A 12376-nucleotide genomic window follows, 5' to 3' on the forward strand; every position below is an offset into this window, starting at 1 on the left:
ATAGGAATACTTCTGTATCACCATTTGAACTGCTAACGCCCGTTTTAGTTCTCTGGGATCGCGCTTGCTATCGATGAAATCGCTCAGAGCTGTTATTTCCACTTGACTGTTCTTTAACAACATCTATCTTCAAGTATATTCTTAACTCCTCTATTTTCACATATGATTCAGGATTGCTATATCTGCCGCACAAGCAAGTTGTCTACGAACCCCACGAACCAATCAAATACGTCTATTTTCCCACCGATGCTGTTATGTCTTTAATCAACCTGATGGAAGATGGTGCAGGTGTTGAAGTAGGTACAGTAGGCAAAGAAGGAATGGTAGGCATCTTTGTTTTTTTGGCAGGCGATCGCAGTTTTAACCAAGCTGTTGCTCAGATTCCAGGCAATGCTCTTAGGATGAGAGCAGATGTATTCAAACATAATATTACCCCAGATAGCCCCCTGTACAAACTACTCCAACGCTATACTCAGGCACTGTTTAGCCAAGTATTTCAATCGGTCACTTGCAACGGATTGCATTCGATAGAAAAGCGATGTTGTCGCTGGCTGCTGATGACTCAAGATCGCGTGGAAGGAGACCAGTTTCCGCTAACTCAAGAATACCTCGCTTGTATGCTGGGCGTGCGACGAGCAAGTGTCAGCGAGGTTTGCAATCTACTGCAAAAGGCGGGGTTCATTAGCTACAGTCGAGGCAGTATTACTATCCTCAATAGGCAAGCTTTAGAAAATACCTCTTGTGCGTGTTATTCGCTCGTCAAAGCGGAGTTTAATCGCTTACTTGGCGGCAATTAGAGTTAAATCTATTAATAAACGCACTATTTATGAGCATTCAACAAGTTTTGCTGCCGCCCCATGCTGGGGCGGCAGCCCACGTTACACCGTTTGGGCTAACCAATCAATAATTAATGGATTTACCTTGTCTGGGGATTCATCGTGGGGACAGTGACCAGCATTTGCAATCGGCTTTACTTGTACAGGTTGACCACTGGCGCTCAAGTCTTGAAATATCTTTGCGCCATTAATTGGTGTCCAGGGGTCAGCTTCTCCCCAAATTACCAATAACGGACACTTAACTTTGGGCAATAACTGCGCCGGGGTTGGGCCTGGAGGTGCAGTCAAAATAGAAACAAAAACCTGTTGCGCCCCTTCGTCGCAAGATGGCTGATAAAGCAGGTCTACAAGCTCATCGGTAACAGCCGTGCGATCGCGATATACTTGCATCAAACTCCGCCTAATTTGTGACTTTTGCCGCACTCTGTTAAATAAAGCTTTGCCAGTAATTTTAGAGCGAATCAAGCGATTAAATGCTCCCATTACTAGCCGCAAAGGCGGATTTAGTTCGTGGGGACGGTGGCTAAGTCCTCCCGCACAGTTAATCAAAACTGCACCCGCCGCAATTTCTGGATGATTGGCAACTACCATCAAACTCAATAAGCCGCCGATAGAATTACCAACAAATACTGCCCGTTGCTGAATATGCGCCGTCCAAAAATCTTTAACTAATTCTTCCCACAATTCCATTGTGTATTCCAATGGCGGCTTATCGGAACTTCCAAACCCAAGTAAATCTATCGCAAATACTTGGTATCCCGCCGCAGCTAATATAGGAATATTTTTGCGCCAGTGTCCGATAGAAGCACCAAAACCATGAATTAACACTAACGGCTTTCCCGTACCCATGACTGTATAGCCAATCTTGTAGCCTTTCCAGTCCCAAGTCAGTTTGTCAAAAAAGCTGCCAATTACCTGTTGCTCAGTTATCACAATAAATTTTATTAATATTTGTAACTATATAAATTATAGATTAAAGTCCCAAGTCTACCGCAACGCGATGAGCGCAAGCAAAGCCAGAAAAAGCTACAGCATTCAATCCCTGTCCGGGAAACGTACTATCGCCCACGCAATAAAGCCCAGGAATCGACGTGCGGTTGAACGGCATACCCAATAATCCCATCAACTTCCGCCGGGGTATAGGACCATAAGTACCATCTTGTCGATTTAGAAACCGTCGATGAGTGCGAGGCGTGCCAATTTCCATGTAGTCTAAAGCAGCATCTATACCCGGAAAAATCTGCTCTAAACGCTTAATTAATTTCCCCGCCGCCGCTTCTTTCTTTGCTTCGTACTCGCTCTGACTAAGCCCTTGCCAATCTTCTACCCAGCTAGGTGTAAAAGTATGAATAATATGATGACCTGCCGGAGCCAAATCGGGGTCTAGTAAGGTAGGAATAGAGACAAAAATAGTTTCTTCCATCTTGTCCCAATCTTCCACCAAAATATGATGACATTCTGTCCCCACAGGCAACAATTGCGCCTTTACGCCCAAGTGCAGATTTAAAAAGCTTGGAGATTTTTCATAGCGCTGCTGCCATTTTTTCTCGGAAGCTGGCATTTCCTCTTTGGGTAGCAACTTCTCGAAGGTATCCCAGCGCGTAGAATTAGAAATAATCCTTTTTGCCCGATACACTTCCCCCGAAGCCAACTGCACGCCGACAGCACGATTATTTTCGATAATAATCTTTGTAACTCTAGCTTGGTACTTAATTTCGCCCCCAGCTTTTTCTAACCCATCTACTAATTTTTGGGCAATTTGACCTACACCGCCTTTGGGATAATTAATTCCGCCATAATGACGGTCAGAAAACACCATTCCCGCATTAATCATTGGTGTCAAGTCGGCGGGGACTACCGACCATATGTAGCAATCTATATCAATAAACTTCAATAACAACGGGTCTTTAATATACTTGCGTGCTACATCGCCTGCATTTTGGGGCAAATACTTAACCAAACCCAAACAAGCCAAGGGATGCTGAAAAAATACCCGCGTCAAATATCTTGGTTCTTCTAACGAAAGTAAATCCATCCGATTGAGACAGTTAAAAACTTTCCAACACTCGTCGTAAAATTTGCGGATACCTTGCTTTTCGTGAGGAAAATAAGCCGTCAGTTCTTGCAAAAATTTCTCATAGTCGCGATGGACTTTCACTTCTAAATTGTTTGGCAAGTGATAGTGAATTTGCACCGGATCGGGTATTGTTTCCAAACTAACATTTACCGCCTCTAGCGCCTTAGTTAGGAGGTTTGTAGTGCCAGATGTGCCAAAACCAAAAATCATCGACGCGCCGACATCAAAACGGTAGCCTTCGCGCTCAAAATACCCTGCGCTGCCCCCAGGAATCAGATAGCTTTCTAGAACTAGCACCTTAGCACCTTTCGCCGCCAACTGAGTAGCTGTAACTAAGCCTCCAATACCAGAACCGATCGCGATCGCATCGAATGAAGTTTGGGTAGGCATAAGTCAATGTTTAAGAGTGTTAAAAAAAAATACTTGTACTTTGCTGGATATACAGTTTAGCGCTTTTTAGCTCCGAGCATTATTGCCAAAAAAAAATAGGATGGTCTGCTGCTTGAGCCGACCTATCCCATCTGCCGATCCTTAAAGAGAGGAGAACACTGAAAGCTACTATAAGCTTGATTGAGAATATATGTCAATAGTTAATGCAAATAATTTTCAACTAGCTGTAAAAACTACTCCAGCAAAACTGACTTTTTTTTCAGATTGGTCGCAAGAATATTATGATGAGTCAGACTTTAGAGAAGTGCCACCCCTAACTATGACGCTGCAACTGCGTGTTTATGTTCCACCCCATCCTTTAATCAAACACTGGTTAGGAGTTGCCCGCGATCAGGCTACGCCATCAGTCTTGTTTAGAAGTGCAATGACCGAGTTAGGGCGCTGGCTGACTTACGAGGCAGTCCGCGACTGGTTGCCTACGGAAGAAACCATCGTGCAAACTCCTTTAGCTCCTTGCCCAGCGACAACAATCGATTTTACTATTCCCATCGCTGTCGTGCCAATTTTAAGAGCAGGGTTATCGATGCTAGAAGGGGCGCAGACATTGTTACCTTTAGCCTCAATTTATCATCTAGGATTAGTGCGGAATGAAGAAACCCTTACACCTAGTTGCTATCTCAACAAATTACCCGCGCAGTTTGCACCGGAAACTAGGGTATTGATTCCTGAGCCAATGCTGGCGACGGGCGGCTCAATTATGGCAGCAATGGCAGAACTAACGGATAGAGGTATAGATCCATCTTTGGTGCGGATTGTTTCAGTAGTAGCGGCTCCCCCAGCCTTGCAAAAGCTTAGCGTAGCTTATCCAAGTTTAATTATTTACACTGCAACCATTGATGAAGGACTAAATGATCGCGGTTTTATTGTGCCAGGATTAGGGGACGCAGGCGATCGCACTTTTGGCACTTGATTCGCCAATACTTTCGGTAAAATAGTCTGTATTTAGATCGTTTTTGAAGGCAGTAAGTATATGAATCAGCGCGATGGATTTACAGGCGGCTTTATAGCCGGAACAGTTGTAGGCGGTGTCGTCGGCGGTGTAATCGGCGCGCTGCTTGCTTCACGAGTTGTTAACGAATCTGCTGCCGATACTGAGCCAAGGCGAAAAACAAGCTTGGATGGCAATAATTCCCGCTCGAAACGCCGTCCAATCAAAGCTTCGTCCGAGCAGACAATTGAAGTAGCGCGTCGCTCTTTAGAAGACAAAATTGCGCAACTAAATGAAACCATCGATGAAGTACGCCTAAATTTGGGCAACGTCAACGGCAATCCACCGCCAGTGAATTTAGAGCGGACTCCTCTAGAGGAGTAGCTCAATTAGTTTAATTTATCCCACTATTTCCCGATCAAAAATCGGTAGAAATCGGCTAGATTAAAGTCAAACCTGTATCGCTGTTAAAACTTACTACTCGCCCTCATTAATTTATGGCTTCAATCGCGTTACTTACAACTACACTATCTACTTTTATCACCATTTACACTGGTCTATTATTTGTTCGCATCTTGTTAACTTGGTTTCCCAATATCAGCTTTTACGACCAGCCGTTTGCTACTTTAGCTCAACTTACCGACCCTTACCTCAACTTGTTTCGGTCAATTATTCCGCCCTTGGGTGGCATGGATTTTTCGCCAATGTTGGCAATCATCGTTCTTCAGTTGTTAGGTAGTTTGGTTGCTGGCATCCCAGCCTTTGTATAAAACAAACTAGCCTTTGCTCTCATTCTAAACCCGCAACAACGCGGGTTTTATTGTTTATTTTTAGTTCAAGGATATTCTATTTTCTCACTTGTCCGCTAAAACCTGCGGCTTTAAATTGCTTGAGTTGCAGGGGTAAAGGCTGATTTGCTGGAACAGAAATTCGCATATTAAATTCGCTTACACCCGCAGGTATTTCGGCAATCGAGCCGAGTCTAGTACGGTTTTGCATTACTGAATCATTATTAGCATCGTAAATGCGCCCAAACACATCAGCGTCATAAACAGATTTGCCAGAAGTATTCTCGGCTTTTCCCGTCACAATAAAGCAATTAGCTACATTGGTTGTACCGCTAGTAACGGCTCCTTGAGCCAATTCCGGCGGACACTCTTTATAACCAACATCTGTTAATTTAATTTGAGTTAGCGCCATCGCTGAGGGAGTATATACCCAAGAAATTATCCCCACCAGCAAAGTCAAAGCGACAACAAATAGCGATCGCAACCGCATACACTGCACCAAAAAATAGTAAAAATTAATTCTTTCAGCTTACCACGCGATCGCAAAGGAAAAATTTACCCTACTTTTTGGGTAATCAGTAATATTAAAAGTTTTGTCATAATTAAAAAATATGACAAAGGTGCGAAAGCGCAAGTTTGCTATGACACCAGCCGACCTTGAAGCCGCATTAAAAGCTGCTTTTAGCCGTTGCGACAACAGTTTTTGCCCTTTAAGCGAGGAGCAAAAACAAATCATGCTGCAAGTAGCAGAGGAGTTGCTCGTGGCAGCATCTGACAACAACTTGCAGTCCAACAACCCTTTAGACGAACTTTCCCTAGAGCAACGCCAGAGCTTTTGGCGATACATTCAAACTCAAGAACAACAAAATCGCTCTTGGAAGGCGCAGTTACTCAATGATTGGCTGCAAGGGCGAGATTCAGGGGAAATGCAGTTTATCCGCGAGTCTTACGGCTTTGAATGGCTCAACCGCATTAAACCCGTACATATTGCTAAATACGCCCAAGAAGATTTAAAACTAAAAATAGGCGATCGCATTGAAGTATCAAACGGGTTATGGGAGTGGGTGCAAGAAACTGGACCTTGTAGCCGCGAATGGTTCCTCTGTACAGTAGTCTCAGTAGATGAAGCAAGTTGTACGATCCGTTTTAGCAATGGCGCTGAGTACCAAATTCAAGGCATTTATAGCTGGAATCGTTACAATTGGCGCTGGGTAGAATAACAACTATCCACCTATGCCCAAACGCCCCGCCAAAGCTGGGGTTAGCGGCAAAAGGACAGAAATCATCAAAAATAAAGCCAGCAAGCCTAAAGCGGCTCTAGTATCGTCTGGTTCGGTAATTTCGTTAAGGCTGGGACGCTCCAACTCGCGCTGTAAAAACAAAATTGCGATCGCCCAATACATCGCTACAGGGTTTGCCAATGATGCGATCGCCAAGATAATCAAAGTAGCAATAGTAGCCCGTCCGGCGGTCTTGCGTCCGTAGATTGCTTGGACAATTCGTCCTCCATCCAAAACTCCGGCGGGCATCAAATTTAGCGCTGTAATTACTAACCCTAGCCAGCCAATTACCGTCAACGGATTTACATCAACCAAGTTATTGTGGAGATTCGTACCTATTATCGCCCGTGCCAAAGTTCCGACTAAAATTGAGCCTTGAAAAAACTCTGTAGGAACTTGAAATAAACTACCTGGATGCGATAGTAATAAACCGATTATTAGCAACAATAGAGAAATCAGCCCCCCCGCCGCCGGACCTGCAAAAGCAATATCAAACAAAGCTTTGCGGTTGGGAACTAAGGACGCAAACCGGGTAATTGCCCCAAAAGAACCTAGTTGCAAAGTTGGTAAGAAAAAAGGCGGACTCAATTTAACTTGGTAACGCTTGGCTACAAAGTAATGAGCGAGTTCGTGAGCGGCTAAAACGGCAATAATTCCTATCCCAATGGGTAAAACTTCTGTAAAGCGCTCTAAGTGAGCAAAGAAATCAAAACCCAGCAGTATACCCGCCGTCTCAAAAATTGTCGCGATCGTAGCAACGATTAACCCAACAGCTAAAATATACTGACTTATCGTTACCGGACGCACATCCGCACGACCGGGAAGGATGATTACGACAGGTTTCCCGTCGGCATTTTCTACCAAAAATAGCCGATAGCGCTCTGCTAATTTTTCTTGCAAGTTTGCAGTCAGCTTTTGATGTACGGCTTCGGGTTCTCCACGCAAGTTTCCTTTAACAATTACTCCTTCTTGATAGGGAATTGTCTCTACAGCAAAATAAGTATCAATACTAAAAATCCCTCTAATTGCCACCATATCTTCGGAGGGAATTGGGACTACTGTTGGCTCAGATTGTTTGCTTGGCTCAGGGGTATCGGCGGCGGGAGCTTGTGGAGTTGCGATCGTAGTTTGGGCTTTTTGAATTCTTAGCCGATTGTTGAGAGCTATATACGCCACGGTTGAAGCGACAACTAAAAATAAAATACCCACAAGATTTATATAGATACCTGCGGCAAATAAGCCAAAAAATATCAACCAAGGAGCAATCAAGACTACCGACTGCAACCAAGTTAAAATCCCTAACTTGCCCAGAGGTTTAGCCCGATAAAATCCCCAACCTAATATACCGCAAGTTACCAGCACAACTAAGGCGATCGTAGAGGTTTCTGATGCTGTGTACATTTTCAATCAAACTACTTTTTGCTATAGCCTATAAGTCTACCTTAACCGCGCAGGCTATCCAAAAACCAGTCAGGATTTTACCATTGACACTGGGCTGCTAATAAACACTCCACCGCTTTACTATCTACAGGTTTAGAGAAAAAATACCCCTGCCCGTACTTGCATTTTAGCGCTCTAAGTTTTGCCAGTTGTTCTTTCGTTTCTACACCTTCGGCAACTACATTGATACCCATATTTTTAGCTAGGGCGACGATAGTTTGGATAATTTTAATTTTAGAATTGTCGTCATCACCACTACTCATACCCATCACAAAAGAACGGTCAATTTTCAAAATATCAATCGGGAAACGGTGGAGATAACTAAGAGATGAATAGCCCGTCCCAAAGTCATCTAGACACAAAATTACACCCAAGCTTTTTAGTTGACTTAGAGTTTGGGCAATTTCCTGGCTATTTTCTACAAGTACGCTTTCTGTAATTTCTAAGTGTACGTGGTTTGGCTGTAAGTTATTTAGAACCAAAATCGCTTTGATAACTTCAACTATATTGGTTTGCGCGAACTGCTTGCTAGAAAAGTTCACGCTCATAGTTATTTCTGTGCTGGGAAACTGCAGTTGCCATAAATGTAACTGCTTGCACGCTTCGCCAATTACCCATTGTCCTAAAGGAATAATCAGCCCAGTTTCTTCAGCTATAGGGATAAACTCCATTGGCGAAACAAAACCCAAACGAGGATGCTGCCAGCGTAATAAAGCTTCAAATCCAGTAATTTTTGCAGTTTTTAGCGCCACGATCGGTTGATAATAAATTTGCAATTCTTGGCGTTCGATCGCTCGGCGCAAGTCTGTTTCCAATTGCAAAGCCGCCACAGCTTGGGAGTGCATATTGCTATCAAAAATCTCGTGTCTTGCTTTGCCTTGAGACTTGGCGTAATACATAGCTGTATCGGCATCACGCAAGAGATGATCTGGTTGCTCGTAACTAGAACCACTAATAGCAATCCCAATACTTGTAGCGGCAAACATTTCATGACCGCTCAAATTAAATGGTAGAGCTAGTTCATCTTTTACCCGCTCGGCAATCTCAGTTGCGGAACTAACATCTTTGATATTGTCTAGCAAAATAGCAAATTCATCACCGCCAAGCCGCGCAACAGTATCGCTCTTACGCACGCATTTTTCTAGACGACGGCTAAGTTCAACTAATAAGCGATCGCCAATTCGATGTCCCAAGCTATCGTTAACTAACTTAAAACGGTCGAGATCTAGAAATAATACGGCAAACTGATAATCTTGACGGTGTTTTGCTTTATCAAACAAATTGCCCAGACGCTGCATCAATAAAGTCCGATTGGCAAGTCCTGTAAGCACATCATGCAAAGTATCGTAGACTAATTGCTTCTCAACTTGCTTAAAATGGGTAATATCTAAAATTATGCCCCGTAATAGCTGACTCGTTCCGGCTTCATCTTTAACTACTTGGATCAAATCGCGCAGCCATAGTTCCCGACCATCAAAAGCGATCGCCCGATACTCAATTACTTCTCCTTGCCCCATAAGTATAGCCACTTGATAGCGGCTTTGAACTTGCGCTAGATCGTCGGGGTGAATATAAGTTTCCTGAAAATTATCGCTATTCAACCATCTTTTGACGGCATACCCTAGTAGTTCTTCCGCCCGTTGGCTAATAAAGGAAAATTGCATCGTTGTTGCGTCTGCTTCCCAAACGATCGCATCTAGTCCATGCACTAAATCGCGAAATCTTTGTTCTGAGGCTTGGGCTAAGGCTTGCGATCCTTCACTTTGAGCTTTAGCTTCCTGTAACGTCTCGATTAAGCTTTGTAATTGCCACTCCATACTACCAACTACTTGAGTGGAAAAAAAGAAGATTAAAGTCCCTAGAGCCGTACCTAGGGTAAGAGACAAAGTAAAAAATGCCACAGTCATGTTTTCTAAGTTGTCTTGGGATAAAGTAACTTCTATCGTTCCTAGAGCGTGATTGTTAAATTTGATTGGTGCAGAACCTTTAGTGTTGAAGCTATTCCACCATAGTTTGCCTTTTTGGGTAGTATGTTCGTAATGAGCGATCGCAACCCCTTGCTCGTCTAAAATTTTAAGACTTACTTCTTCTTTTTCTCTCAGTTCATTGGCAATTAGCTGGGTGTATTTTTGATTTTGATATTTCCACAACTTTGGCTCTTGTAATAACAGTTCTACAAATTTTCCGGCTAGGTGTTGAGCGTAGATATTTGCAGTCCTTTTTAGGGCTGTAACTTCCAATAAGTAGAAAACTGCTGGGGAACCAATGCTAATCAACAGCCAAACTAGCACTACTAATGGATATAACTGTTTGCTAAAGCGTCGCTTCAGTCCGATTTCTGCCTGTCTTTTCAGCATTTGCTTGTAGAAAAAGGGCAAAAAATAGGTTTAAGTTTTGACCTAAATAAAGGTATCGTCGCCAAACTCAAAACTACTTTTTGTCTTCCTCCCCAACGGTCAAATAGCTATTGGCTTTTAATATCTCTGCTCCTTCGCTAGATTGCACAAAATCTATAAACGCTTGAGCGTGAGGAGAAAATTTGCCTTGATCAAAAACAAAATATAAATTTTTGACTAAAGTGTATTTGCTCTTAACTACATTTTCTGTGGTTGGAGCAACACCATTAAATTTAAGAAATTTGATAGAAGATAGCTTTTTTTCCGATGTAATTGTCCCTACATCAGCTAATCCTAGAGCTAAAGGTGTTTTTTCTAGTTACTGATTCATTTCTTGGTCTTTGTATAAAGTAATCCAGCGCTGATTTTTCTGGCTATCTGCGTAGATTTGTTTAAATCCACTAATTTTTTGCTCTAGCAATAAGATCGAACTATCGTTAGGTTCCCGCGTCAAAACGATTATCTCTTTACCATCAAGCCACTGAGATTTTTTTCCTTGATAAATATCAATTAGCTGGGCTGAAGTAATATTATTATCAGCTACCGAGGGATGAACGGCAAAAGCTAAGGGCGTTTGAGCGAAGGGAATTACTGTAAGCCCCAATTTTTTCTCTTTTTCTTTCAACGGTCTAGAAGTCATGCCTACGGAAACCGCTCCATCTGCCGCCGCTTGAATTGCACCGCCCGAACCAATACTTGCCGGAACATCGATGTGAATTTGGGGATGAGTCTTTTGAAATTGGTTTGCCAAGAGTCTCGTGACTTCTAAGCTTACTCCCGTTCCAGCAAATGTTAGTTGGGTTACTGAGGACGGTTCTAAACCAGTCTGCGGTTTAATTGGTGCAGCTTCTAGTTGCAGATTGTTATTGACTTGACTTAACTCATCTTGAACTAGACTTCGCCATACTAATCCAGTAAGTGCTGAGATACTAAAAAATATTAGCAGTATCAACCACCAACCTGCATCGACTCTTTGCACTTTGGCGAAGTCTGTTAGCCGTTGCCAGAACGCAACACTCGGCTGCTTGTGTTTATCCATTTTTCAACCGTCACGTTGGTTATTTGCCCCACATCCATAGGTCAATTTATAGATACCTAGCCGCGTTAGCACTGACGGAGAGTTCTACAGCGCAACGGTGTATAGATTAATTGCCAAGCCTGGAATGCTTAATTCTATAGTTCCCATTCTTGAGCGCACTCTAACTAATTTTGAGAAATTTGTTGTCCGATTAATGGCAAAAATATTGTAGTTGCGATGCCTAGCTTTTTCAGGAATTTGGGCAAAAGTTTTCGCAATTGATTGTGGAAGTACCAATTATCAAAATCTATCAGGTTCAGGAGCGAACAACTATAGCTAAGAAAATAAGTTAAACCGCTTTAACTGCGTTTCAATTACTTGAGGCAATACTTTATCCAGTTCGGCGCTGTCATTAAATAGTAAAGATTGATAGCTAGGTAGTTCAAAGGGATATTGCCCCGATAGTTGAAGCTGCGACCTTTGGGCAATTAAAATCTGCTCTGCACGTTTGCTAGTAACAGCATACCCAATTTCTACACATACGCTCGGACTGAGAATCAGTTGAGCAGTTTTGCCCTCAACTTGAGTAATGGGCGTACCATCAGCAATAAATAACAAGCATTTACGGATTTTGCGAGTAGCGGTGCTACTGAGTCGCATGGGGCTATTACCTGGGCGTGGAGACTCAGTTAAAGTTATAGGAAAACGCGATCGCTTATTTAAGTTTTCTAGTACCTTATTTAAGGCTTCTCGCAGTATTTGGCTAGAATCTCCGTACTCGTGATGGCATAAAAAAATTGTCGGCTCCATCTGAGCTACGGTTGTCTGTTTGATAAAATAAATCTCATGGCTGCTTAGATCGATATTTGCGATCGTGTAGCCGCCGCTACCTTCAATATAAAATTCGACTATTTCTCCATCTAGGTAGCGTTGAAACCATCCCGATTTTTTGATCTCGGCGCTGTCTTCCAAAAAATCTGCTCTTAGCGCCGATTTGAGCAAGCTATTCTTACTCAACCTCAAATCGTGCTGGCGTTTTTCTAATTCTTGAAGTGGCTCGTACTTGCTTAAATACCAAGCTTTTAGGGCAATAATCGCCATGATCCGGATTTTATTTGAGGCTGCCTTTTAATTATATTGACTGAGCCTATATTTGTAGTTCA

12 protein-coding genes and 1 pseudogene are annotated in these 12376 nt (G+C 42.9%); 5 read left to right on the plus strand and 8 right to left on the minus strand.

The features are described 5' to 3' along the window. The first annotated feature begins 173 nt into the window (after window positions 1–173). Window positions 174–797: a Crp/Fnr family transcriptional regulator gene (locus tag AC2VE5_RS09275; protein WP_486887473.1), complete on the plus strand. Its 624-nt coding sequence runs from the start codon at window positions 174–176 to the stop codon at window positions 795–797. An 81-nt stretch (window positions 798–878) separates the two neighbouring features. Here the strand turns inward: AC2VE5_RS09275 and AC2VE5_RS09280 are convergent, their stop codons facing one another. Both AC2VE5_RS09280 and crtH read right to left on the minus strand, forming a co-directional pair. Further along, the gene (locus tag AC2VE5_RS09280; protein ID WP_486887528.1) at window positions 879–1772 is read right to left on the minus strand and encodes an alpha/beta fold hydrolase; all 894 of its coding nucleotides are present in this window, start codon (window positions 1770–1772) and stop codon (window positions 879–881) included. A gap of 37 nt (window positions 1773–1809) precedes the next feature. Continuing rightward, window positions 1810–3303 (minus strand): carotenoid isomerase, encoded by a 1494-nt coding sequence (gene crtH / locus AC2VE5_RS09285; RefSeq protein ID WP_486887474.1) that lies wholly within the window; start codon window positions 3301–3303, stop codon window positions 1810–1812. Between the two features lie 319 nt (window positions 3304–3622). Here crtH and upp point away from each other — a divergent pair, with 319 nt between their 5' ends. The 3 genes from upp to AC2VE5_RS09300 all read left to right on the plus strand — a co-directional run bounded on the left by upp (window position 3623) and on the right by AC2VE5_RS09300 (window position 5061). After that, complete coding sequence (gene upp / locus AC2VE5_RS09290) at window positions 3623–4273, plus strand: uracil phosphoribosyltransferase (protein WP_486887529.1); 651 nt, start codon at window positions 3623–3625, stop codon at window positions 4271–4273. A 60-nt stretch (window positions 4274–4333) separates the two neighbouring features. Further along, the gene (locus tag AC2VE5_RS09295) at window positions 4334–4675 is read left to right on the plus strand and encodes a ssl2009 family thylakoid membrane protein (protein ID WP_486887475.1); all 342 of its coding nucleotides are present in this window, start codon (window positions 4334–4336) and stop codon (window positions 4673–4675) included. Window positions 4676–4788: 113 nt separating this feature from the next. Next, window positions 4789–5061, plus strand: a complete 273-nt coding sequence (locus tag AC2VE5_RS09300; RefSeq protein ID WP_486887476.1) for a YggT family protein — start codon at window positions 4789–4791, stop codon at window positions 5059–5061. Between the two features lie 76 nt (window positions 5062–5137). Here the strand turns inward: AC2VE5_RS09300 and AC2VE5_RS09305 are convergent, their stop codons facing one another. Further along, window positions 5138–5569 (minus strand): hypothetical protein, encoded by a 432-nt coding sequence (locus tag AC2VE5_RS09305; RefSeq protein ID WP_486887530.1) that lies wholly within the window; start codon window positions 5567–5569, stop codon window positions 5138–5140. Between the two features lie 151 nt (window positions 5570–5720). On the opposite strand from AC2VE5_RS09305, the gene AC2VE5_RS09310 reads away from it, so the two are divergent. Then, window positions 5721–6299: a hypothetical protein gene (locus tag AC2VE5_RS09310; RefSeq protein WP_486887531.1), complete on the plus strand. Its 579-nt coding sequence runs from the start codon at window positions 5721–5723 to the stop codon at window positions 6297–6299. Window positions 6300–6302: 3 nt separating this feature from the next. On the opposite strand, the gene AC2VE5_RS09315 is transcribed toward AC2VE5_RS09310, so the two are convergent. The 5 genes and pseudogenes from AC2VE5_RS09315 to AC2VE5_RS09335 form a co-directional block, all read right to left on the minus strand. Beyond that, complete coding sequence (locus AC2VE5_RS09315) at window positions 6303–7760, minus strand: site-2 protease family protein (protein WP_486887477.1); 1458 nt, start codon at window positions 7758–7760, stop codon at window positions 6303–6305. 77 nt (window positions 7761–7837) lie between these two features. Continuing rightward, window positions 7838–10156, minus strand: coding sequence for a putative bifunctional diguanylate cyclase/phosphodiesterase (locus AC2VE5_RS09320; RefSeq protein WP_486887478.1), 2319 nt, complete (start codon window positions 10154–10156; stop codon window positions 7838–7840). A 73-nt stretch (window positions 10157–10229) separates the two neighbouring features. Then, window positions 10230–11234 (minus strand): annotated as a pseudogene (locus tag AC2VE5_RS09325) (substrate-binding domain-containing protein). 84 nt (window positions 11235–11318) lie between these two features. Next, complete coding sequence (locus tag AC2VE5_RS09330) at window positions 11319–11510, minus strand: hypothetical protein (protein WP_486887479.1); 192 nt, start codon at window positions 11508–11510, stop codon at window positions 11319–11321. A 39-nt stretch (window positions 11511–11549) separates the two neighbouring features. Then, the gene (locus AC2VE5_RS09335; RefSeq protein WP_486887480.1) at window positions 11550–12314 is read right to left on the minus strand and encodes a hypothetical protein; all 765 of its coding nucleotides are present in this window, start codon (window positions 12312–12314) and stop codon (window positions 11550–11552) included. Between the last annotated feature and the right edge of the window lie 62 nt (window positions 12315–12376).

Source organism: Aliterella sp. E5.1, from assembly GCF_057473825.1.

Bases quoted from the DNA above. Each gene is read 5' to 3' on its own strand.
- AC2VE5_RS09335 (WP_486887480.1), bottom strand. From the start codon at position 12,314: ATGGCGATTATTGCCCTAAAAGCTTGGTATTTAAGCAAGTACGAGCCA.
- AC2VE5_RS09320 (WP_486887478.1), bottom strand. From the start codon at position 10,156: ATGCTGAAAAGACAGGCAGAAATCGGACTGAAGCGACGCTTTAGCAAA.
- AC2VE5_RS09310 (WP_486887531.1), top strand. From the start codon at position 5,721: ATGACACCAGCCGACCTTGAAGCCGCATTAAAAGCTGCTTTTAGCCGT.
- upp (WP_486887529.1), top strand. From the start codon at position 3,623: ATGACGCTGCAACTGCGTGTTTATGTTCCACCCCATCCTTTAATCAAA.
- AC2VE5_RS09300 (WP_486887476.1), top strand. From the start codon at position 4,789: ATGGCTTCAATCGCGTTACTTACAACTACACTATCTACTTTTATCACC.
- AC2VE5_RS09305 (WP_486887530.1), bottom strand. From the start codon at position 5,569: ATGCGGTTGCGATCGCTATTTGTTGTCGCTTTGACTTTGCTGGTGGGG.
- crtH (WP_486887474.1), bottom strand. From the start codon at position 3,303: ATGCCTACCCAAACTTCATTCGATGCGATCGCGATCGGTTCTGGTATT.
- AC2VE5_RS09295 (WP_486887475.1), top strand. From the start codon at position 4,334: ATGAATCAGCGCGATGGATTTACAGGCGGCTTTATAGCCGGAACAGTT.
- AC2VE5_RS09315 (WP_486887477.1), bottom strand. From the start codon at position 7,760: ATGTACACAGCATCAGAAACCTCTACGATCGCCTTAGTTGTGCTGGTA.